The sequence below is a fragment of the Allobosea sp. WAO genome (assembly GCF_001509835.1).
Lineage (GTDB): Bacteria > Pseudomonadota > Alphaproteobacteria > Rhizobiales > Beijerinckiaceae > Allobosea.
The window spans coordinates 154,567-177,044 of the sequence record NZ_JXTJ01000017.1 but is presented as its reverse complement, the minus strand read 5'-3'; the positions used below and the strand labels follow the sequence as shown (position 1 = coordinate 177,044).

At 67.7% G+C, this 22,478-nt stretch carries 19 protein-coding genes and 1 pseudogene; 15 read left to right on the top strand and 5 right to left on the bottom strand.

Annotated elements, in window-relative coordinates; genetic code table 11:
* Nucleotides 1–33: 33 nt before the first annotated feature.
* The 3 genes from DK26_RS25710 to DK26_RS25700 all read right to left on the bottom strand — a co-directional run bounded on the left by DK26_RS25710 (nt 34) and on the right by DK26_RS25700 (nt 3,416).
* Entirely contained in the window at nt 34–981 is a 948-nt protein-coding gene (locus tag DK26_RS25710; RefSeq protein ID WP_248310105.1) for an ABC transporter permease, read from the bottom strand.
* A gap of 8 nt (nt 982–989) precedes the next feature.
* Nucleotides 990–1,769, bottom strand: a complete 780-nt coding sequence (locus DK26_RS25705; protein ID WP_066478942.1) for an SDR family NAD(P)-dependent oxidoreductase — start codon at nt 1,767–1,769, stop codon at nt 990–992.
* Nucleotides 1,770–1,892: 123 nt separating this feature from the next.
* Nucleotides 1,893–3,416: an FGGY-family carbohydrate kinase gene (locus tag DK26_RS25700; protein ID WP_066478940.1), complete on the bottom strand. Its 1,524-nt coding sequence runs from the start codon at nt 3,414–3,416 to the stop codon at nt 1,893–1,895.
* Between the two features lie 219 nt (nt 3,417–3,635).
* Between DK26_RS25700 and DK26_RS25695 the strand changes: the two genes are divergently transcribed.
* The 10 genes from DK26_RS25695 (at nt 3,636) to DK26_RS25650 (ending at nt 13,774) form a co-directional block, all read left to right on the top strand.
* Nucleotides 3,636–4,550 (top strand): LysR substrate-binding domain-containing protein, encoded by a 915-nt coding sequence (locus tag DK26_RS25695; protein WP_066478938.1) that lies wholly within the window; start codon nt 3,636–3,638, stop codon nt 4,548–4,550.
* Nucleotides 4,551–4,785: 235 nt separating this feature from the next.
* On the top strand, nt 4,786–5,256 hold the full coding sequence (locus DK26_RS25690) for an NAD(P)H-dependent oxidoreductase subunit E (RefSeq protein WP_066478929.1): 471 nt from the start codon (nt 4,786–4,788) through the stop codon (nt 5,254–5,256).
* A complete protein-coding gene (locus DK26_RS25685) occupies nt 5,253–6,824 on the top strand; it encodes an NADH-quinone oxidoreductase subunit NuoF (protein WP_066478926.1) in 1,572 nt (523 codons plus the stop codon). Before DK26_RS25690 ends, DK26_RS25685 begins: the two co-directional genes overlap by 4 nt.
* A gap of 10 nt (nt 6,825–6,834) precedes the next feature.
* Nucleotides 6,835–9,717, top strand: a complete 2,883-nt coding sequence (fdhF, locus tag DK26_RS25680; protein WP_066478924.1) for a formate dehydrogenase subunit alpha — start codon at nt 6,835–6,837, stop codon at nt 9,715–9,717.
* Nucleotides 9,704–10,546 carry a formate dehydrogenase accessory sulfurtransferase FdhD gene (gene fdhD / locus DK26_RS25675; protein ID WP_066479062.1) on the top strand — a complete coding sequence of 281 codons (843 nt, stop codon included), beginning with the start codon at nt 9,704–9,706 and terminating at the stop codon, nt 10,544–10,546. Before fdhF ends, fdhD begins: the two co-directional genes overlap by 14 nt.
* On the top strand, nt 10,543–10,827 hold the full coding sequence (locus tag DK26_RS25670; protein WP_248310104.1) for a formate dehydrogenase subunit delta: 285 nt from the start codon (nt 10,543–10,545) through the stop codon (nt 10,825–10,827). Before fdhD ends, DK26_RS25670 begins: the two co-directional genes overlap by 4 nt.
* Nucleotides 10,828–11,005: 178 nt before the next feature.
* Nucleotides 11,006–11,518 carry a cupin domain-containing protein gene (locus DK26_RS25665; protein ID WP_066478919.1) on the top strand — a complete coding sequence of 171 codons (513 nt, stop codon included), beginning with the start codon at nt 11,006–11,008 and terminating at the stop codon, nt 11,516–11,518.
* A gap of 78 nt (nt 11,519–11,596) precedes the next feature.
* Nucleotides 11,597–12,448: an alpha/beta fold hydrolase gene (locus DK26_RS25660; RefSeq protein ID WP_066478911.1), complete on the top strand. Its 852-nt coding sequence runs from the start codon at nt 11,597–11,599 to the stop codon at nt 12,446–12,448.
* A gap of 211 nt (nt 12,449–12,659) precedes the next feature.
* Nucleotides 12,660–13,055 (top strand): cytochrome c family protein, encoded by a 396-nt coding sequence (locus DK26_RS25655; RefSeq protein WP_066478909.1) that lies wholly within the window; start codon nt 12,660–12,662, stop codon nt 13,053–13,055.
* 272 nt (nt 13,056–13,327) lie between these two features.
* Nucleotides 13,328–13,774, top strand: a complete 447-nt coding sequence (locus DK26_RS25650; RefSeq protein WP_066478907.1) for an NUDIX hydrolase — start codon at nt 13,328–13,330, stop codon at nt 13,772–13,774.
* A 17-nt stretch (nt 13,775–13,791) separates the two neighbouring features.
* Here DK26_RS25650 and DK26_RS25645 read toward each other — a convergent pair whose 3' ends face one another.
* A complete protein-coding gene (locus tag DK26_RS25645; protein ID WP_157089855.1) occupies nt 13,792–14,514 on the bottom strand; it encodes a 2OG-Fe(II) oxygenase in 723 nt (240 codons plus the stop codon).
* A gap of 204 nt (nt 14,515–14,718) precedes the next feature.
* Here DK26_RS25645 and DK26_RS25640 point away from each other — a divergent pair.
* Together DK26_RS25640 and cueR are read left to right on the top strand one after the other, a co-directional pair.
* Nucleotides 14,719–17,254 (top strand): annotated as a pseudogene (locus tag DK26_RS25640) (heavy metal translocating P-type ATPase).
* Between the two features lie 11 nt (nt 17,255–17,265).
* Nucleotides 17,266–17,676: a Cu(I)-responsive transcriptional regulator gene (gene cueR, locus DK26_RS25635; RefSeq protein WP_066478905.1), complete on the top strand. Its 411-nt coding sequence runs from the start codon at nt 17,266–17,268 to the stop codon at nt 17,674–17,676.
* 151 nt (nt 17,677–17,827) lie between these two features.
* Here cueR and DK26_RS25630 read toward each other — a convergent pair whose 3' ends face one another.
* Nucleotides 17,828–18,109, bottom strand: coding sequence for a hypothetical protein (locus DK26_RS25630; protein ID WP_066478902.1), 282 nt, complete (start codon nt 18,107–18,109; stop codon nt 17,828–17,830).
* Between the two features lie 207 nt (nt 18,110–18,316).
* Between DK26_RS25630 and DK26_RS25625 the strand changes: the two genes are divergently transcribed.
* The 3 genes from DK26_RS25625 to DK26_RS25615 all read left to right on the top strand — a co-directional run bounded on the left by DK26_RS25625 (nt 18,317) and on the right by DK26_RS25615 (nt 22,476).
* On the top strand, nt 18,317–19,741 hold the full coding sequence (locus DK26_RS25625; protein WP_066478901.1) for a cytochrome P450: 1,425 nt from the start codon (nt 18,317–18,319) through the stop codon (nt 19,739–19,741).
* Nucleotides 19,742–20,140: 399 nt separating this feature from the next.
* Complete coding sequence (locus tag DK26_RS25620; RefSeq protein WP_184231736.1) at nt 20,141–20,578, top strand: glycine zipper domain-containing protein; 438 nt, start codon at nt 20,141–20,143, stop codon at nt 20,576–20,578.
* A 101-nt stretch (nt 20,579–20,679) separates the two neighbouring features.
* Complete coding sequence (locus DK26_RS25615) at nt 20,680–22,476, top strand: hypothetical protein (RefSeq protein ID WP_066478898.1); 1,797 nt, start codon at nt 20,680–20,682, stop codon at nt 22,474–22,476.
* Nucleotides 22,477–22,478: the final 2 nt, after the last annotated feature.

Genomic DNA, 22,478 nt, shown 5'->3' with positions numbered 1-22,478 from the left:
ATGAGCTCTCCCCGTAGCCTTACGATGGCTGACTTAGACCTTGAACGCCGCCTTCTTCATCGCGCTGGCCGAGAAGGCGACCGAGCCGATGATGATGAGGCCGAGAACGATATCCTGAACGTAATAGGGCTGGCCGAGCAGCACCAAGCCGTTGCCGAGCACCTTGAGCACCAGCGCCGCGAAGACAGTGCCAGGCACGTTCGGCTTGCCCGGCTCGAACATGGTCATCCCGAGCAGCACGGCGGCAATGGCGTAGAGCAGGTAGTCGCCGGCCATGTTCGGCGCCGCCGAGGACAAATTCGCCGCGAGCAGGACAGCGGTGATGCTGGCGAGGACGCCGGCGAGCAGCAAGCCGATGCGCTTCATGCGCGCGGTGGCGATGCCGGCAAGCCGCGCCGCCTCGTCCGCCTCACCGGTCGCGACCATATGGGCACCGGTGCGCGTCCATTTGACCAGCCCCCATGCGAAGAGCGTGACGCCGGCGAGCCAGAGCACGAGATTGGGGATGCCGAAGGTGTAGCCGCGCGCCAGCCCGGTGAAGCCAGTCGGCCAGCGCCCGACGAAGGCGACGCCCTGGGTGATCATGAAGGCGAAGCCCTTGGCGATCGCGGCCGTGCCGAGCGTCATGATCAGCGAGGGGATGCGCAGCACGGTGACGCCGTAGCCATTGACCGAGCCGAGCACGACGCCGACGGCGAGCGCCGCCGCGACCGCGACCAGCGGCGGGTACTGCAACTGGACCAGCCAGCCGCAGACCACGGCGGCGAGGCTCGCGACCTCCGAGATCGAGAGATCGAGCTCGGCGACGGTGAAGGCGAGGGCAAAGCCGAGCGCCAGGATGGCGAGGAAGCTCGTATCCTTCAGCACGTTGACGATGTTCATCGTCGTCGCGAAGTTCGGCGCGAAGACGACAAAGAAGGTGATCAGCAGAAGCCCCGCAACCGCGGTGCCGTAGCGGCCGATGAAGTCGCGCATGCTCATGCCGGCCATCAAGCGGGCCCCTTGGCGATCGCCGAGATCGGCGAGAGGATTTCGATGCCGCCGGTGACCGGGATCAGCGCGCCGGTGACGAAGGCGGCGGCCGGCGAGAGCAGGAAGGCGATGACGCCGGCGACATCCTCAGGCCGACCGAGCCGGCCGAGCGGGGTACGCTGCGCGGCGCCCTCGACCAGCGCATCGAACTGGCTCGCGAAGCCGCCGCGGACCATCGGCGTGTCGATGATCCCTGGTGCCACCGCATTCACCCGGATCGCGTGTCGGCCGAGCTGCTGCGCCATGCCGTAGGTCAGCGTAGCGACGCCGCCCTTGGCCGCGCCGTAGGCGAGGTTCGCCCCGCCATTGCTATGGGCGATCGAGGAGATGTGGACGATGGCACCGCCCTCGCCGTGCGCGATCAGCTGCTTCGACACCGCCTTGGAAATGCGGAACACGGCGGAGAGGTTGATGTCGACGAACTTCTCCCATTCCTCATCCTCCATCTCGACCATCGGCACCGGGCGGGAGGCGCCGGCCCCGGTGACGAGATTGTCGAGGCGGCCGAAGCGCTCGATGGCGAGCTCGACCAAAGCCGAGCCGAGCCCGTGGTCGCGAACGTCGCCGGTCAGCGCCGCGACTTCGGCGCCCTCGCCCTGGAGCCGCTGGGCGAGTTCGGAGAGCGGACCGGCGTCGAGCCCGGACAGGACGAGCCGGTGAGCGGGCGCCAGCGTCGCGGCGAGCGCACCGCCAATGCCGCCGGAAGCCCCGGTGATCAGGGTGACGGGCCTCGGCATCAGGCCGCCCCGCCTGCCGGGCAAGGGAGAGAGGGAACCGGCACTGCGGGATCGGGCGATGGCATCAGACGTCTCGAACCTTCGGATGCCCGTCGGTAAGGCGCAAATGCGAATGCGGCAACCTCATTTGCGCAGCACGCCCACCCCTGTGAAAACCCCGGCTCCGTCCGGCGGCCAGGCGGCCAGCGCCTGCGAGACCGGGGCGAGCGCCTGCTCGCTCTGCCGATAGAGCGCGAAAAGCGCGTCATAGGCCCTCTCACGGTCAGGATCGGGCTCGAAACGAGCTGCGGTCGTGACCAGCGCCGCCTGCGCCGCCGCCAGCGAGGCAAAGCGGCCGAGGCCTGTGAAGGCGATGATCGCGGCGCCGAGCAATCCCGGCTCCTGCGAGGCTCCGACTACGACCGGCCGGCCGCAGATGTCCGCCTTGATCTGGCTCCAGACAGGATTCGCTGCGCCGCCGCCGCCGAAGCGGATCTCCGCGACCGGCCTTCCCGTCGCAGTTTCGGCGCGCGCGAGCACGATCCGGTTGAGGAAAGCGACGCCCTCCAGCACCGCGAAGGCGAGATCGGTCGCGCCATGCCAGCGATTGAGGCCGATGAAGGCGCCGCGCAGACCCGGGTTCCAGTAGGGCACGCGCTCGCCCTGGAGATAGGGCAGGAACAGCACCGGCTGCGGCTGGCGAACCCCGGCAAGCAGCGCGTCGATCTCGTGCCCGATGCGGCCCTCCCCGTCGCGACCGAGCAGCGAGAGCAGCCAGGACACGGTGTCGGCGCCGTTCTGGCTCGGGCCTCCGAGCTGGAACAGGCCGCGCCAATCCACGGTCATCAGGCCTTCGGCCCTGGCCGGCTCCGGCCCCATGACGCCCAGCACTTCGGTGGTGCCGGAGATGTTGTAGGCGAACCCCTCGCGCATCGCGCCGAGCCCGACCACTGCTGCCCAGGTGTCGTTCGAGGCGCAGAAGACCGGGCGCCCGGCCAACCGGTCGAGCGGCGCCGGCAGATCGGGCTGGACCTCGCCGACCGGCTCGCAAGGCTCGAGAAGCTGCGGCAGGATCGCGGCAGAAAGCCCGATCGCGCCGAGCAGGTCGCCGCTGGCTGCCTGCTCCGCAGCGGCGAGCAGCCGCGCCAGCGAGACCGGGTCGCTCGCCTGCCGGCCGGTCAGGCGGAAGTTCAGATAGTCCTTCGGCTCGAGCACGCAGGCGAGCTCGTCGAAGTTCTCCCGCTCCTGCTCGCGCAGCCAGACGAGCCGTGCCAGCGGGTGGAAGGCGTTGATCGCAGCGGTTTCAGGATGGGCCGGGTCTAGCCGCTCGCGGAGACGAGGCAAAAGCGCCTCCGCCCGCGTGTCCTTCCAGGTCATGGCCGGGCGCACGGGCCGGCCGTCGCGGTCGATGAGGACCTGGGTACGGGTCACACCGCAGATCGCCACGGCCTCGACGGCGTCGAAGAGCCGGGGCGCCTCGCGGGCGAGCCCGGCACAGGCCTCGATCAGCGCTCGCCACCAGGCTTCGGCCTCGATCTCGGACGAGCCTGCGACATCGCGGCTGGCGGGCCCCGGAATGGCATTCTGGGCGAGAACCTGCCCGTTCCCGTCGACCAAAGCGGCGCGGAAGGAAGTACCGCCGAGATCGCAGGCGAGGACGACGCTCACGCTCGGCGCTCCGCAGCGAGGAAGACCGGGAGCGCGGCTGATGCCGGGTCGGGACAGGCGCTCGCGGACAGGCGCGGACGAGATAAAGCCATGCAGATCAAGCCGTGCGGACCGAGACGGGACTTAACCCTGCCGGCTCTAGCGCTTGCCAAGGCAGGCCGCTACCGAAATGCTCATGCTGACGAAAGGCTCGCGCCGAGGCTGGGGCAGAACCGCCGCATGATCATCCGCCAACTGGTCTATCTCGACGCCCTCGCCCGCGAGAAGCATTTCCGCCGCGCCGCCGAGGCCTGCCATGTCTCGCAGCCGACATTGTCTGCCGCCATCGCGCAGCTCGAGGAGGAACTCGGCATCCTGATCGTCGAGCGCGGCCGGCGTTTCCAGGGACTGACCCGGGAGGGCGAACTCGTGCTCGCCCATGCGCGGCGCATCCTCGCCGAGGCCGACCAGATGAAGGATGCGATCGCGGAGCTGCGCGACGGCGTCAGCGGCCGGATCAGGCTCGGCGCCGTCCCCACCGCCCTGCCGATGATCGCCCATATCACCGCGCCGTTCTCGACGCGCTATCCCGGCGCCTCGCTGACCGTGCTGTCGCTGACCTCGACCGAGATCCAGAACGGGATCGACAATTTCGAGCTCGATGTCGGCCTGACCTATCTCGACAACGAGCCGCTGGAGCGCGTCGTCTCAAAGCCGATCTACCAGGAATCCTATGTGCTTTTGACCCGCGAGGACGGGCCGCTCGGCGGGCGCGAGACGATCAGTTGGGCCGAGGCCGCGGCGCTGAAGCTCTGCCTCCTGACCTCCGACATGCAGAACCGGCGGATCATCGACGGCATCTTCCGCTCGGTCGGACATGCACCGAAGCCGGCGATCGAGACCAACTCTATCTTCAACCTGTGCTCGCATGCCGGCATTCAGGGCGTCTCCAGCATCGTTTCGATCCAGCTGCTGGAGTTCTTCGGCGTCCCGCTCGGCACCAAGGCGCTGCCGCTGATCGAACCCGACGCCAAGCGCACGATCGGCCTGATCATGGCCGATCGCCAGCCCGCAGCGCCACTCGCACGTAACCTGCTAGCCATGTCCGAGACGGTGACCGAGGCAGCGCTGCCGCGGCGCCCGATCGTGAAATAGACAACGACTATCGATCGAGCTGCAGGGCTTGGCGCCTCGCCTGTATGGTCGCGCGATAAGTCATGGCTATCGGCATTTTCATCGCACCGCAAGCCCGTCTTTGGAACAGCCACTTATCGTTTTGATAGTCACTGACTATCGAACAGTCAGAACAAACGATTTGAAATCATCCTAAACTTCGCCACCCTTCCTCAAAGGCGCGGGCCCGGAGAACGGTCCGCACGGAGGAGGGACGATGGTCCATTACCCAGCCTGGGACCAGGACGAGGCGCGCTCGATTGTGTCGAGCCTGGCTCATCTCGAGGGGGCAACCCTGCCGATCCTGCACGCCCTGCAGGAGGAATTCGGCTATGTCGATCCGCAGGCCGTGCCGCTGATCGCCGAGGCGCTCAACCTGTCGCGGGCCGATGTCCACGGCACCATTTCCTTCTACCACGATTTCAGGACCGCCCCGCCGCCGCGCAAGATCGTCAAGCTCTGCCGGGCCGAAGCCTGCCAGGCGCAGGGCTGCGAGACGCTGGTCGAGGACCTCGCGCGCGAGCACGGCATCGTCGTCGATAGTCATCATGGCAACCAGGATGCGGTGGTCGAGACCGTCTATTGCCTCGGCAATTGTGCGCTCGGCCCCTCGGCCCTGGTCGAGGGCGAGCTGATCGGCCGGGTCGACGCCGACCGGATCGCCGCCCTCTGCGGAGCCCGGCAATGAGCGAGGCGATCCGCATCTACGTCCCGGTCGACGCCGCCGCTCTTTCGGTCGGCGCCGAGGCGGTCGCGCAAGCCATTGCGCAGGAAGCACAGGCGCGCGGGATCGCCGTCGATCTCATTCGCAACGGCTCGCGCGGCATGCTCTGGCTGGAGCCGCTGATAGAGGTCGAGACGACGGGTGGGCGCATCGCTTATGGCGCAGTCGCGGCCAAGGATGTCGCCGGACTTTTCGAGGCCGGTTTCCAGAGTGGTGGCAAGCATAAGCTGTGCCTCGGGCCAACCCAAGAACTCGGCTGGCTGAAGCGCCAGCAGCGCCTGACCTTCGAGCGCGTCGGCGTTACCGATCCGCTCTCGCTCGCAGACTATCGCAAGTATGGCGGGCTGAAGGGGCTGGAAGCCGCGCTCGCCTTGTCCGGCCAGGGCATCGTCGACGAGATCAAAGCGTCAGGCCTGCGCGGGCGCGGCGGCGCCGGTTTCCCGACCGGGATAAAGTGGCAGACGGTCCACGACGCCAAGTCGACCCAGAAATACATCGTCTGCAATGGCGACGAGGGCGACAGCGGCACCTTCGCCGACCGGATGCTGTTCGAGGGCGATCCCTTCCTGCTGATCGAGGGCATGGCGATCGCCGGCATCGCGGTCGGCGCGTCCAAGGGCTATCTCTACATCCGCTCGGAATATCCGCACGCGATCAGGACCATGCAGTGCGCCGTGCTGAAGGCGCGCAATGCCGGCATGCTAGGCAGCGCGGTGCTGGGCTCGCGCCACAGCTTCGACATGGAGGTCCGGGTCGGCGCCGGCGCCTATATCTGTGGCGAGGAGACCTCGCTGCTGGAGAGCATTGAGGGAAGGCGCGCCATCGTGCGGGCCAAGCCCCCGATCCCGGCCCTGCAAGGCCTGTTCGGCAAGCCGACCGTCGTCAACAACGTTCTCTCCTTCGCAGCCGTGCCCTGGATCCTCGACCATGGCGGCAAGGCCTATGCCGATTACGGCATGGGTCGCTCGCGCGGCACACTGCCGGTCCAGCTCGGCGGCAATGTCAGGCGCGGTGGGCTGATCGAACTCGCCTTCGGCATCTCACTGCGCGAGATCATCGAGGAGATGGGCGGCGGCACGCTTTCGGGCCGGCCGATCCGGGCCGTGCAGGTCGGCGGGCCGCTCGGCGCTTATCTCACCGCGAAGCAGCTCGACACGGTGATGGACTATGAGGCGCTGGCCGGCATCGGCGCGATGCTCGGCCATGGCGGCATCGTCGTCTTCGACGACAGCGTCGACATGGCCAAGCAGGCCCGCTTCGCCTTCGAATTCTGCGCCAAGGAGAGCTGTGGCAAGTGCACGCCCTGCCGTATCGGCGCGACGCGGGGCGTCGAGATCGTCGACAGGATCATCGCAGGCCATGAGCGGCCGAAGAACCTGGCGGTGCTGCGCGACCTCAACCGGCTGATGACGGACGCCTCGCTCTGCGCCATGGGCGGGCTGACCCCGATGCCGGTGATGAGCGCGCTGAACCATTTCTCCGAGGATTTCGACCGCCCGCCGCCAGAGGCCCTGCCGCAGGCAGCCGAGTGAGGAGCTCATCATGAGCCTGATCAAGGAAATCGATTTCGGAACGCCGATCCGGGTCGCCGAGAAGACGGTGACGCTGACGATCGATGGCGAGAGCGTCACGGTTCCCGCCGGCACCTCGGTGATGGCCGCGGCAATGAGCATGGGTACCGCCATTCCCAAGCTCTGCGCTACAGACTCGCTCGAACCCTTCGGCTCCTGCCGGCTCTGCCTGGTCGAGATCGAGGGGCGGCGTGGTACGCCCGCCTCCTGCACGACCCCGGCCGAGGAAGGCATGGTGGTGCGCACCCAGTCGGAGCGGCTGTCGGGCCTGCGCAAGGGCGTGATGGAACTCTACATCTCCGACCATCCGCTCGACTGCCTGACCTGCTCGGCCAATGGCGATTGCGAATTGCAGGACATGGCGGGCGCGGTCGGCCTGCGCGAAGTCCGCTACGGCTATGAGGGCGAGAACCACGTCAAGCCGGTGACGATGGAGGGCTATGCCAACGAGAGCTGGCTGCCCAAGGATACGTCCAACCCCTACTTCACCTACGACCCGTCGAAGTGCATCGTCTGCAATCGCTGCGTGCGCGCCTGCGCCGAGGTGCAAGGCACCTTCGCGCTGACGATCACCGGGCGCGGCTTTGACTCGCGCGTCGCCGCGGGGCCGACCGATTTCCTCGGTTCCGAATGCGTCTCCTGCGGCGCCTGCGTGCAGGCCTGCCCGACGGCAACGCTGATCGAGAACAAGGTGATCGAGCTCGGCCAGCCCGAGCATTCCAAGGTCACCACCTGCGCCTATTGCGGCGTCGGCTGCTCGTTCAAGGCCGAGATGCAGGGCGACCGGGTCGTGCGCATGGTACCCTACAAGGACGGCAAGGCGAATGAGGGCCATTCCTGCGTCAAAGGACGCTTCGCCTGGGGCTATGCCAACCACAAGGACCGCATCACCAGCCCGATGATCCGCGAGAAGATCACCGATCCCTGGCGCGAAGTGTCCTGGGAGGAGGCGATCAACTACGCCGCCAGCGAGTTCAAGCGCATCCAGGCCAAGTATGGCCGGGAATCGGTCGGCGCCATCACCTCCTCGCGCTGCACCAATGAGGAGGTCTTCCTCGTCCAGAAGCTGGTGCGCGCCGCCTTCCGCAACAACAACGTCGATACCTGCGCCCGCGTCTGCCATTCGCCGACCGGCTACGGGCTCAAGACGACGCTCGGCACCTCGGCCGGCACCCAGGACTTCAAATCGGTCGCCAAGTCCGACGTCATCGTCGTGATCGGCGCCAACCCGACGGACGGCCACCCGGTCTTCGGCTCGCGGATGAAGAAGCGCCTGCGCCAGGGCGCCCGCCTCGTCGTGATCGACCCGCGCCGGATCGACCTCGTTCGGTCGCCGCATGTCGCGGCGGAGCATCATCTCCAGCTCCGGCCCGGCACCAATGTCGCGCTGATCAACGCCATGTCCCATGTCGTGGTCACCGAAGGGCTGATCGCCGAAGACTATGTGCGCGAGCGCTGCGATCTCGCCGATTTCGAGATCTGGGCCCGGTTCATCGCCGAGGAGCGCAACTCGCCGGAAGCGAGCGAGGCATTCACCGGCGTGCCGGCAGCCGATGTCCGCGCCGCAGCGCGACTCTACGCGACCGGCGGCAATGGCGCGATCTATTACGGGCTCGGGGTCACCGAGCACAGCCAGGGCTCAACCACTGTGATGGCGATGGCCAATCTCGCCATGGCGACCGGCAATATCGGGCGCGACGGCGTCGGCATCAATCCGCTGCGCGGCCAGAACAATGTCCAGGGTTCCTGCGACATGGGCTCCTTCCCGCACGAATTCTCGGGCTATCGCCATGTCGCCGACGACGCGACGCGGCAGAGCTTCGAGGCGCTATGGGGCGTGCCGCTCGATGCCGAGCAGGGCCTGCGCATCACCAACATGCTCGACGAGGCGGTCGGCGGCAGCTTCAAGGGGCTCTATGTCCAGGGCGAGGACATCGCCCAGTCGGACCCGAACACCCAGCATGTCACCGCCGGCCTCGCCTCGATGGAATGCGTCGTCATCCAGGACTTGTTCCTGAACGAGACCGCGAAATACGGCCATGTCTTCCTGCCGGGCTCCTCCTTCCTGGAGAAGGACGGCACCTTCACCAATGCCGAGCGGCGCATCAACCGCGTCCGCCAGGTGATGGCGCCGCTCTCCGGCAAGGCCGAATGGCAGGTGACGATCGAGCTCGCCCGGGCGCTCGGCTACGAGATGGGTTACGGCCATCCCTCCGAGATCATGGACGAGATCGCGGCGCTGACACCGAGCTTCGCCGGGGTCAGCTACGACAAGCTCGAGACGCTCGGCTCGGTGCAGTGGCCCTGCAACGAGAAGGCGCCTTCCGGCACGCCGCTGATGCATGTCGACCGCTTCGTGCGCGGCAAGGGCCGGTTCATGATCACGGAGTATGTGCCAACGCAGGAGCGCACCGGACCGCGCTACCCGCTGATCCTGACCACCGGCCGCATCCTCTCGCAGTACAATGTCGGCGCGCAGACCAGGCGCACCGAGAACCAGGCCTGGCATGCCGAGGACCGGCTGGAGATCCATCCGTTCGACGCCGAGAGCCGCGGCATCCAGGACGGCGACCTCGTCGCCCTCGCCAGCCGCTCCGGCGACATCTCGCTGCGGGCGGAGATCACCCAGCGGGTGCAGCCCGGCGTGGTCTATACCACCTTCCACCATGCCACGACGGGCGCCAACGTCATCACCACCGACTATTCCGACTGGGCGACCAACTGCCCGGAATACAAGGTAACGGCGGTCGAGGTGCGGCGGACGAACTATTTCTCCGAATGGCAGGAGCGCAACCGCGAGCACGATGTCTCGTTGCGCCTGATTGCGGGACGCCTGCCCGATGCCGCGGAATAGCCCTCCTGCCCAACCGCCGGCGAGCGTCGCGACGCCGGCAGCGATGTTGCGCTTCGCTTCCGGCCGGTCGGAGACCGCGAGCGCCGAAGTCGCCGTCGAGGCCGCAGTCAACATCGTCTACGGCAACCTGCCCTATGCCGTGATGATGGCGACGCCGTCCGATCTCGAGGATTTCGTCGTCGGCTTCAGCCTGACCGAAGGCATTATCCGCAGCGGCGACGAGATCAGGGATATCGTGGTCTGCCCGCAGGCCAACGGCATCGTCGTCACAGTCGAGCTGGCACCGGGGCGCTTCCGCGAGCATCTGGCGCGACGGCGCAATCTTTCGGGGCGTACCTCCTGCGGCCTTTGCGGCGTCGAGGCGCTCGCCGACCTGCCGGCGGCGGAAGCGCGTGCCGGCATGGCGATGCCGATCACGCCTGCGGCGATCGCCACCGCGCTTTCCACGCTCGAGCGCCATCAGCCGCTGCACCGGCTGACCCGTTCCGTACACGCCGCCGCCTGGTGCGACCGCGACGGGACGATCCTGGCAGCGCGCGAGGATGTCGGCCGTCACAACGCGCTCGACAAGCTGATCGGCGCGCGGCTGCGGGCCGGCCACCCCGCCAGTGACGGCTTCGTACTGGTCACCAGCCGCGCTTCCTTCGAGATGGTCGAGAAAGCGGCGATATTCGGTGCCGGGACTCTGGTGACGATTTCGGCGCCGACCTCGCTGGCGATCGAGCGGGCCAAGGTGCTCGGATTGACCCTGGTCTGCGTCGCCCGCGAGGACGCCGCACGCATCTTCGCCGGCGCGCTGGCCAACCCCGTGGAGGCCGAGGCGCCATGACCGAGATCCTGATGACCGAAGCCCTCGCAGCCCCGGCGGATGCCGCCGCCCATCATAGCGATCACCTCGCCAAGCTCGCGCGCATGGCCAACCAGATCGCCGAGTTCTTCCAGGCCTATCCAGAAGCCGAAGCGGTCGACGCGATCGCCGACCACATCAACCAGTTCTGGACCCGGCGCATGCGCGAGGACTTCCGCGCTGGCTTCGCAGGCGATACCGGCGCCCTGTCGCCGTTGGCGCGGAAGGCGCGCGCGAAGGTCAAGGCCGCGACGCCAGGCTAGCTCGCACAAGGCCACCTGCTGCCCGCTGACCGCCCGCCATCCTGCCGGAAAAGCCCGGCCTTACCTAGCGTCCCGTTCTGCGTGACGGCCTACCCGGCCATGATCAAACGCGGCTACAACTATGCCGCGCCCGGCGTCACGATCCGACCACAATCCCATCGGGCGGGAGGGAATCGGAATGGCGACGCGACCGGCCGGCGAGATCAAGGTGCTTGGCGCGCAGGACGGCGAGAGCTTCTGGCAGCCGGTCCCGGCTAACGGCTTCGTGCGCAACCTGCTCAACGACAAGGCCGTCGCCAGCGAGAACCGTTTCGCCATGGGGACGCAGACCGTGGCGCCGCGCTCCTTCATCCGCGAGCACACCCATGACCGCAACGAGGAGATCATCTTCGTGGTTAGGGGCCGCGGCATCGCCCGTATAGACGGCGTCGACCACCCGCTCGAGGAAGGCTCCTGCGTCTTCGTCGGCCGCGACCGCAAGCACCATTTCCTCAATCCGCATGACGAGCCGCTGACCTTCCTGTGGCTGATCATGCCGGGCGGGCTCGACGAATTCTTCGCGCAGATCGGCCGGCCGCGCAGGCCAGGCGAACCGGCGCCCGAGCCGTTCCCGCGGCCGGAGAACGTCGCCGAGATCGAGGCGCGCACCGTGTTCGGCTGGACCGATGCGAGCTTCAACCAGCATAAGTGAAAGGCGCCCTGGCGCCGAAGGAGACGCAGCAATGACTTATATCCGCGCGATCAGCCGCCCCTTCATCGGCGAGGCCCGATGAGCGCCGTCGCCCAGCGTGCCGTGAGCGGCGAATTCGAGGCGCACACCGCCGATGGCGCCGTGCTGCGCGGCTGCTCGCAGGGCGAGGGACCGGTGCTGCTGCTGGTGAGCGGTATCAACGGCACCGCCGCTTTCTGGGACGACAATGCCGCGACCCTCGCCCGTTCCTTCCGGGTGCTGCGTTTTGACCAGCGCGGCATGGGCGCCAGCACGCGCGGTACCGCGCGCTCGACGATCGACCAGCTGGCGCAGGACTGCCTTGCCGTCCTCGACGCTGCCGGTGTCGAACGCGCCGTGCTGCTCGGGCATTCGACCGGCGGCTGCATCGGCCTGTCGCTGGCGCGCCAGGCGCCCCACCGGCTCGCCGGGCTGATCCTGAGCGGCAGTTGGCTGAAGCAGAACCGCTACATGTCGGCCCTGTTCGAGACGCGCCTCGCCATTCTCGACCAGCACCCGCGTGCCTACGCCGCGAGCGCGACGCTGATGGCCTATCCCCCGACCTGGCTCGAGGCGCACTGGAACGTCTACGAAGGCGCCGTCGCCAGCGCGCCGGCGACTAACGAGGAGAGGCAGATCATGCGCGAGCGCATCGACGCACTGCGTTCCTTCGACGGCTCGGCCTGGAGCACCAGCCTGGCCCTACCCGTGCTGATCCTCGGCGCGCGCGACGACATGGTCGTTCCCGCTTTCCTGCAGGACGAGCTCGCCGCCGGCCTGCCCGGCGCACGCAAGACCATGCTCGACACCGGCGGGCATTACTTCCCGGTTTCTCGGCCTGATGCTTTCACCGCCAATGTCGCGGAATGGATCAGCGAAATCGCAGCGCGCTCCGCCCCCACGGGATCGTGAAGCCAAACACCGCGGGCGGCCGCACAGGCGACGTCCATCCGCGGCGAACTGACCAGTTTCAGAATTCCTCTAATTCGCTATCCCATGGTCGCTGGAGTCCGGCCTGCGTCGACGACATGTGCGATGCCGGCCGGACGCCGCGAGCGAACGGGTCGTGACGACCTGCCTGCCCGGTCCCGTGCCACGCACCCAGCTTCAAGAAGGATCGACCATGAAAGCCATCGCCAGCGCCGCCCTTCTCACCCTCGGCTTCGCCACTCTTGCCGCCACCGCGGCATCGGCCCAGGACATCTCCGCCGGCGAGCGATCCTGGAACAAGTGCCGCGCCTGCCACCAGATCGGCGAAGGCGCGAAGAATCTGGTCGGCCCGCAGCTCAACGGGCTGTTCGGCCGCCATACCGGCGCCGTCGAGGGCTACAGCTATTCCGCCGCCAACAAGGGCGCCGACATCACCTGGGACGAGGCGATCTTCGCCGAGTACATCAAGGATCCGCGCGCCAAGATCCCCGGCACCAAGATGATCTTCGCCGGCATCAAGAACGACAAGGAAATCGCCGACCTGACGGCCTTCCTCAAGCAGTTCGGCAAGGACGGCAAGAAGAGCTGATTCCCGTAGCGCACGGCTCGGGCGCGCCCCGAGCCGTGCGCAAGAGACCACTTGGTCGACGCCTACCAGGAGTTCCAACGGCGCGGCGAACTCCTAGCCGCCCCCCTTCCTGGCAGCCGCCCGAGCGAAGCCAACGGCCGTTGCCAGTAGGAAAGATGACGCAACGGCAACATCGCCAAGAAAGATTGCCGGCTACAAATTTCCTCGCGGTTCTGGCGACGAATCACCCTATGTTGTCACGGGGCAAAAAGAGCGCGCGAAGGTCGACAAGGGTGGCAAAGACGACAGCCGGCAAACGGCCGGCCGAGCCGAAAGTCCAGATCGGCGCCATCCCGTTCCGGCGGCGCGCCGACGGCGCGATCGAGATCATGCTGGTGACGACGCGCGAGACCCAGCGCTGGATCGTGCCGAAGGGCTGGCCGATCCGTGGCCTCAAGGGCCATGAGGCAGCGGCGCGCGAAGCGATGGAAGAAGCCGGCCTGATCGGCGAGATCACCAAGAAGCCGGTCGGCCGTTACACCTACTGGAAGCGCAAGACCGACCATTTCATCCTCTGCAAGGTCCGGCTCTATCTGCTCGAGGTCAAACAGCAATTGCCGACCTGGCCGGAACAGGCGCAACGCAGCTGCCGCTGGTTCACCCAGGCCGATGCCGCCGACCTGATCGACGAGCCGGCACTCGGCTCCATCGTCGCTGGGCTCGACATCAAGGCCGCCTGACCGACCGCGAAGCCCGGTCAGCGGGCATCGTGGAAGATCAGCCCGGTGGTGAAGCGCTCGCCGCTGCGGACCCGACTGACGCCATGACGCAGATTGACTCGATAGGCGCCGCGCGTGCCTTCGACGGGCCGGTGCTGCACGGCGAAGATCGCCGCCTCCCCCAGAGCCAGCGGCACGACCTCCGGCCGCGACTGCATGCGCGGCCGCTGCTCGACCAAGGTGAACTCGCCGCCGGTGAAATCGCGACCGGGCTGCGAAAGCAGGATCACCATCTGGAAGGGGAAGAACAGGTCGCCGTAAAGATCCTGGTGCAGGCAGTTGTAGTCGCCGGCCTCGTATTTCAGCAGCAGCGGGGTCGGGCGCTGCTGGCCGGCCTGATGGCAGAGCGCCAGGAACGCGTCGAGGCTTTCGGGATAGCGTTGGGCGATGCCGAGCGTCTCGTTCCAGCGATTGGCGATCGGCGCCAGCCGGGCATAGACCAGCGGACGCAAGGCCGCGATCGGCTCCGGCAGCGGATGGGCGAAGTACTGATACTCGCCGCGCCCGAAACCGTGCCGCGCCATCACGATCCGGCTGCGGAAATGCTTCGGCTCGGCGTAGAGCCCGCGCAAGTCAGCACAGGCCCCGGCATCAAGAATCCGACCGGTAAGGCCAACCCCGTACGCGTCGAGCTCGGCCTCGATCCTTGCCCAGTCGAGCGTCGCGACCAGCGACTCGAAGTCCTCTCCGGTGGCTGTCATGCTGTTGCGGTGCGGTGCGGGCATGGCGTTTCCTTTCGAGCCGGTCAGCTCCGAAACTCGCGCTCAAGCTGGCCGGCGCGCCACCCGGTTCCTGCGATTTTTGCCGTCGCGCCTACCCTTGCAGCACATCCGAAATCACCGCTTGACCTTCCAATGATGGGAAGGAGTAGCCATCTCGGTACGTTGAATGGGAAAGTGGATATCATGACTATGCAAGCATCCCTCGAACCGCGCGGAGGTCAGGCCTCCATGCTCGACATTCCGGTCGACGGCATGACCTGCGCCTCCTGCGTCGGCAGGGTCGAAAAGGCGATCGCGGCGGTGCCCGGCGTGACCAGCGCGCAGGTCAACCTCGCCACCGGGCGAGCGCAGGTCGCGGGCGGCGAGGCCGCTGCCATCGCTGCGGCGATCCGCGGTGCCGGCTACGAGCCGGTCGAAACCGAAGTGAACCTGTCGGTCGCCGGCATGACCTGCGCCTCCTGCCTGCGCCTCCTGCGTCGGCCGGGTCGAGAAGGCCCTGCGCGGCGTGCCGGGCGTGCTGGCGGCGAGCGTCAACCTCGCGACGGAGCGCGCGACCGTCCAGCTCGCCGCCCCCGCCGCCGTGCCGGCGCTGATCGCCGCCATCGCCGCTGCCGGCTATGAGGCCGAACCCCTCGGCACGAACGCGAACCCGCGCGCCGATATTCAAGAGAGGCGCGAGGCGGAGCAGAGCGAGCTCGGCCACGCGGTCGTCATCGCGGCGCTGGCGACGCTGCCGCTGATGGTCATCGAGATGGGCCCGCATCTGAGCGAGACCTTCCACCACTGGCTGCTCGGCATCGCCGACCTCTTCACGCTGAAGGTCACCGCCTTCGCGCTCGCCAGCATCGTCCTGTTCTGGCCCGGGCTGCGCTTCTTCCTGAAGGGCGGGCCGGCGCTGCTGCGCGGCGCCCCCGACATGAACGCGCTCGTGATGATCGGCGCCGGCGCAGCCTATCTCTATTCGGCGGTCGCGACCTTCCGGCCGGGATGGCTGCCTGAAGGCACCGCCCACACCTATTTCGAGACCGGCGCGGTCATCGTCACCCTGATCCTGCTCGGCCGCTGGTTCGAGGCACGCGCCAAGGGCCGTACCAGCGCGGCGATCAGCCGGCTCGTAACCCTGCAGGCCCGCACCGCCCGCGTGCTCCGCGACGGCATCGAAAGCGAGATCGCCGTCGAGGAGGTGCGCGTCGGCGACCTCGTGCTGGTCCGGCCGGGCGAGAAGGTCCCGGTCGATGGCGAGGTTGTCGAAGGCTCGTCCTATGTCGACGAATCCATGGTCACCGGCGAGCCGGCTCCAGCCCATAAGAGCGCCGGAGCCAGCGTCATCGGCGGCACGATCAACCGCAATGGCGCCTTGCGCTTCCGGGCCGAGAAGGTCGGTGCCGATACGCTGCTGGCGCAGATCCTGCGCATGGTCGAGGCCGCGCAGGGCGCCAAGCTGCCGATCCAGGCCCTGGTCGACCGCGTCACCAACTGGTTCGTGCCGGCGGTGATCCTTGTCTCGGCCATCACCTTCGCAGCCTGGCTCTATTTCGGCCCCTCGCCGGCCCTGACCTATGCGCTGGTCAATGCGGTCGCGGTGCTGATCGTCGCCTGCCCCTGCGCGATGGGCCTCGCCACCCCGACCTCGATCATGGTCGGCACCGGCAAGGCGGCCGAGCTCGGCATCCTGTTCCGCCAGGGCGCTGCCCTGCAGAGCCTCAGCGGCATTTCCACCATCGCCTTCGACAAGACCGGCACGCTGACCAAGGGCACGCCCGAGGTGACGCAGGTCGTGGCTGCCGCCGGTTTCGACGAAACCGAGACGCTGCGCCTCGCAGCCTCCGCGGAGAGCGCCTCCGAGCACCCCTCGGCGGAAGCGATCGTCGACGAGGCAGGTCGGCGCGGCCTTGCGCTCGCCGCGACCAGCGAATTCCAGGCCGAGCCCGGCATGGGCATCGAGGCCATGGTCGAGGGGCGGCGCGTCGCCGTCGGCTCGCAGCGGCTGATGCGCCGGCTCGGCATCGACCCTGCCGGCTTCGCCGCGCGCGCCGAAGCTTTGGCCCGCGAAGGCCAGTCGCCGCTCTATACGGCGATCGACGGCAAGCTCGCCGGCCTGATCGCGGTCGCCGACCAGATCAAGCCCGGCACGCCGGCGGCGGTCGAGAGCCTGCGCCGTCTTGGCTTGCGCATCGTGATGGTGACCGGTGACAATCGCGGCACCGCCGAGGCCATAGCCCGCCGGCTCGGCATCGACGAGGTGCGGGCCGAGGTGCTGCCGACCGAGAAGGCCAGGATCGTCGCCGATCTCCAGGGCGAAAGCGGCAGGCGCGTCGCCTTCGTCGGCGACGGCATCAACGACGCGCCGGCGCTGGCCCAGGCCGATGTCGGCATCGCCATGGGTGCAGGCACCGATATCGCCATCGAAAGCGCCGATATCGTGCTGATCTCGGGCGATCTGCGCCATGTCCCGGAGGCGATCGCGCTGTCCAAGGCGACGATGACCAACATCCGGCAGAATCTCGGCTGGGCCTTCGGCTACAATGTGCTGCTGATCCCGGTTGCAGCCGGCCTGCTCTATCCGCTCTGGGGCGTGCTGATGTCGCCGGTCTTCGCCAGCTTCGCCATGGCGTTCTCGAGCGTCAGCGTTCTCGCCAATGCACTGCGGCTGAAGCGCTTTGCCGCAGAACGCCGGAATGAAGATGCCGGCCGCGCCAGCGTACCGGCCACGGCCTGAAGGAGGACGCAATGAACATCGGACAAGCGGCCGAAGCGTCGGGCGTCAGCGCCAAGATGATCCGCTACTATGAGGAGATCGCGCTGATCCCGCCGCCAGCGCGCTCGCAATCGGGCTATCGCGTCTACGGCGAGGACGATGTCCACACGCTGCGCTTCGTGCGCCGGGCCCGCAGCCTCGGCTTCTCGATTGAGGAGACCGGGGCATTGCTGGCGCTCTGGCGCGACCGCTCGCGCGCCAGCGCCGACGTCAAGGCGATGGCGCTGAAGCATGTCGCCGAACTCGAGGAGAAGGCCGCAGCGCTGAAAGCGATGGCGAAGACGCTACGCCATCTCGCCAGCCATTGCCATGGCGACGACCGGCCGGACTGCCCGATCCTGGACGAGATCAGCAGCCGGGGCAGCGCGCAGCAATCGGCGTGAAACTTCCGAACGCCGCCTTTCAGCGCGGCGACCAAAAAAGCAGTGCCGGCCTTTCGGGGCCGGCACTGCTCGCATTCTGGGGTCGCGCAGAGAACTGAACTCTTGGGCTAGGCGCGATCCAGCGTCGCCCGGCGAGCAGTCGCGGCCCAGCTCAGCGCCGCATCGCCTCGGCGAGGCGCGGCGAGAAGGTGCGGACCGGCCGACGGACCACGACGACCGCGCGATTCGGCGTCGTCACCATGGTGCGGTTGGCGGCCTTGCGAACCAGCGGCACGACGTCGGAGACCGGCACGCCCATCAGATTGGCGGCGATCTCGGCCTGCTCCTCCGGCAAATCGCTCAAACCCTGCGCGGCGGTGATCGCCTCGTCCAGGGTCGGCAGTTCGACGCGGGGCCGCAAGATGCGCGGCGGGGGGTTCTTGTAAGCAGGCATTCGGGTCGCTCCTTAGGGGCGAAGATAGGCATCCATTGTGCATCGCACAAGATTATGTCGGAGTTTGGCCGCAGCGCAGCAAAGCGAGCAGCCCTGCACCGTTTGCATGACGGCGAGCAAAAACGCGCCGTGACATGTCATCGCGCCTTCATCCGGCCCGAAAGCCGCGACAGGCTGTGCAACGTCCCCGCGGGAGAATCGTCACCGATGACCGCTGCAAACGCCACCAGAACCGCGCATCGCCGGCGCCCGCCGGCTCCGGTGCCCGGAGATCGCGAACTCAGCCGACTGGAATTGCTGCTGCGCCTGCGCCAGAACCCGCTGACGATCTGGCGCCAGCGGCATTTCCGTGAACCGATCGTCGCGGGCGAAGGCATTTTCGGCTATGGCGTCGTCCTGTCCGACCCCGTGGCCATACGCCATGTCCTGGTCGAGAACGCCGCGAACTACCGCAAGGACGATCTCCAACGCACCATTCTCGCTCCGGGTCTCGGCGAAGGCCTGCTGACGGCGGAAGGAGAGGCCTGGAAGCGGGCCCGCCGGACGCTGGCGCCGCTGTTCACGCCACGCGCCGTCACCGCCCTCGCCCGCAGGATGGAAGGCCCGGCCGAGGCGGCCGCCCGGCGCATGGCGCGCAGGCGGCCCGGGCGCGTCGTCGACATCGCGCAGGACATGACCCGCGTGACCTACGACATCCTCGCCGAGACCATGTTCTCCAATGCGATCGCCGGCGGCGCCGACGCTTTTGGCAAGGCGCTGACGCGCTATTTCGAGACGCAAGGGAAGATCGATCCGCTCGACATTCTCGGCGCGCCAGCCTGGCTGCCGCGTCTCGGCCGCTGGATGGCCCGCCCTGCCGTCGCCTTCTTCGAGACGCAGGTCACCGCGATCATCGCCGAGCGGCAGATGCTGCGGGCACAAAGACCCGTGGCCAGCGGCGGACCAGACCTGCTCGACGCGCTGCTCGACGCGCGCGACCCCGAGACCGGGACCGGCCTCTCGGAGGCAGAGGTCGGCGCCAACGTCATCACCTTCATCGGCGCCGGGCACGAGACCACCGCCAATGCTCTGACCTGGTCGCTTTATCTGCTGTCGCAGGCCCCCGAGATCCGGGAGGCCCTGGAGGTCGAGGTCGACGCCGCCGGCGAGGACCTAGCGGCCGCCGCCCTTTCCGGCAATGGCCTTGCCCTGACACGCGCTGTGATCGAAGAAGCGATGCGGCTTTATCCGCCGGTGCCCTCGCTGTCGCGCACGGCGCTGGCGGACGATGCGGTCGGCGGGCGCTGCTTCATCCCCAAGGGCGCGCTGGTGGTGATCTCACCCTATCTGCTGCACCGCCATGAGACGCTGTGGAGTGAGCCGGATCGCTTCCGCCCCGAGCGCTTCCTGCCCGGCGCGCGCGAGACGATCGAGCGCTACGCCTATCTGCCCTTCGGCGCCGGGCCGCGCATCTGCATCGGGCAGCAATTCGCCATGGTCGAAGCCACGATCGTGCTGGCGGCGCTGGTTCGCTCGCTACGCTTCGAGCATGCCGGCGAGGAACCGGCGCCAGTGCACCACGTCACACTGCGGCCGCGCCAAGGCATGCCGATGCGGGTGATATCGCGAAAGGGAAAGCGGCAGGAAGCGTAGCTTAAGGCGCTTCATTACCTTGCGTAATTTCAATAGGTCGAGCGCGGCCAATTAACCACGTACGCCAAGAAAAAGACATTCCACAGACAAGATTTCGCCCTGTTCTGAGCCGGGCATAGAGGCAGCAGGCTTCCGCGGCGACGCCGCCCAGCACGGGCTCTGCTTCGTCGGAGCCCGGTTTTCAAGAGCGGCTCCGCCACTATTGGCACAAGTGACTGCCACATTTTGCACCACTTGCCCGGAATTGGCCGATATGGGACAGATGGCGTGTGTGGTGCTGCGTAATTTTTGGTCGGCTTGGCGAAAGGCGCCCTGCCGGCCGCAAATGCTGTGACAGCTGCAAGCGCCATGTTTCAAGAAGCAACTTTGCAGTGGGGTGACGTAATGCATGCCAAGACCATGAAAGTCGGAACCATCCTCGTCGCCGGCGCCCTTGCGCTGGGCGGCTGCACCGCGTCCCAGGAACGTGTCGCCACCGGCGGCGCTCTCGGCGCCGGCGCCGGCGCCCTGATCGGCGGTGCGGTCGGTGGCTGGCGCGGGGCGGCGATCGGCGCCGCGATTGGCGGCCTTACCGGCCTCGTCATCGCCGACGCGATCGAGCGTGAGCGGGCTCGCGAGGCCGCCTACATCGCCGCGCGTTCCGGCGCGAACACCCAGCGCTTCCGCAATTCGAGCGGCCAGGACGTGGTCGTGAAGGCGCGCACGGTGAAGACCTACAACAACAGCGCGGGCCAGCGCGTCCGCGTCGTCGAGCGTACCGTGACCCGCAACGGTCAGGCCGCCGGCACCGACACGGTCGAGGTCAATCTGGCGACCAACGAAGCCTCCGGCATCTGAGCCGGGTCTAGTCGAGAAGAACGGCCCTCCCTCGCCACGCGAGGGAGGGCTCCATGGGGACGAGGATGACGGGCAGAGCGTTGCCGAAGTTGGCGAGCTGGATGGCGACGGTTTGGCTGGCAGCCGCGTCGCCGACCGTGACGGCGGCGCAGACCCAGACCTTCCCGGGATACAATCCGCAGGACCCGATCGGTTCGGCCGCGCAGGCCTTGTGGCAGCGCATCGAGAAGCAGTGCGGACCGCTGCGGCTTCCGGTCAGGATCGGCACCGCCTCGCGCCCGCAGCCGGAGAACGCCTTTTCCCGAGACCAGGGCAACAATGTGATGCAGCAGGTCCATGCCGCATTCTCGCGGCTGGACGGGGTCAGGATGGCGCCCTTCCTCGACATCGGACCGGTGCTGAACATCAGCGACACCGGCATTCTCGACAGTGCCCTCGCCGGCAACGCCAAGGAACAGCTCAGCAAGATCGAGATCGAGATCCGGGCGACCGGGCAGCGCATCGGCCCCTCGACGCGGCTGCTGCTCTCGGCCCATGGCTGGAACGGCTATGAGAGCTGCTCCCCCAGCCTCGACCCGTTCACCGTCTCCGAGGAGTTCATCGGCGAGATCTATCGCCGGAACGAGAACATTTTCGACGAGGTGGCAGAGGCGATCTGGGAGCAGTCGACCGAGACCTCCAACACCCTGGCGCTGTCGGCGCATATGCTGAACGGCGCGCCGGTCAACCCGGGCTGGCTCGAGTTCTTTTCCGACCGCATGCGCCGGGCGCTGAGCAAGCAGGCCGACGAGGAAAAGAAGTCGCGCATCCGCGCGCCGCGCCATGTCTCCTTCGCCATGCTGCACGATCCTTCCTCGGACGAGGCGCGGCGCTGGAGCGCCTCGGTCTCAGTCGAGCAGCGGCATAACGGGTATCGCATCGCCGTCAGTGCCAACCGCAAGGATACTACCCCGGTGTTCAGCGGTGGCCTCGTCGCCTTCGACGACCTGCCGACCGCGACGCAATGGGCGGCGCTCGGCTCCTCGCGCAACCAGAACGCCGTCTCGGCGCCGCGCCTGACGGAAACACCGCTGCGCATCGACGGGCGGGTCGAGGGCGGACGTGGCCTGCAGCAATACGCCTTCTCGATCGCCCGCGAATCCTATGTCGAGGTCGATATCCCGCTGCCGAGCCTGCGTGGCCCCGGCAAGCTGCTCGTCGAGGTGTTCGCGCCAGGTCATCCGCCGCTGCGGACGATCCACATCGCCAATCCGAGCCGGCCGAATCTGCGCCGCTACCGGCTGGGCGCGGGCCAATACACCATCCGTGTCGCCAATTCGGGCCCCACCCGGCAGGAATACCAGCTGCGTGCCCGTGCGGTCGACACCAGCGACATGCTGCTGCCGGAAGCGCCCGGCCGCCTGATCCGCCGCTTCCAGAATTGGTATGCGAGCGTCGTCGAGGATCCGGCCAGCGGCAAGCGCACCTGCTACGCCTACACCGCCGCGACCGAGGCCGGGCCGACGAACTGGCGCGAGCAGGCGCCCTTCATCCTGCTCTCGGCCGAGAGCGAGGGCAGCGGCGCGATCCAGCATCTGCTCGACGACAAGCGCTACTACCGCCCGGGCTCGCCGATCGAGGCATCGGTGACGGAAGGCGGCGATGTGCGGCTGCTCAACGCCAGCGCGCCCGGCAACTTCATCCGCCCGATGAAGGAAGGTTCCAACGGCCAGCCGATCCTCGATATGGACGCGGTCGCCGGCTACAACAAAGGCACGACACTCGAACTCAACGGCACTACGCCCGACGGCCGGCCAGCCCATGTGGTCTATTCGCTGCAGGGCTACCGCGCCGCCGTCAACGCCATGTCGCTCGAATGCGGCCGACGCGACCTCGCCAACGCCCTCGTCTGGAAGTAGCC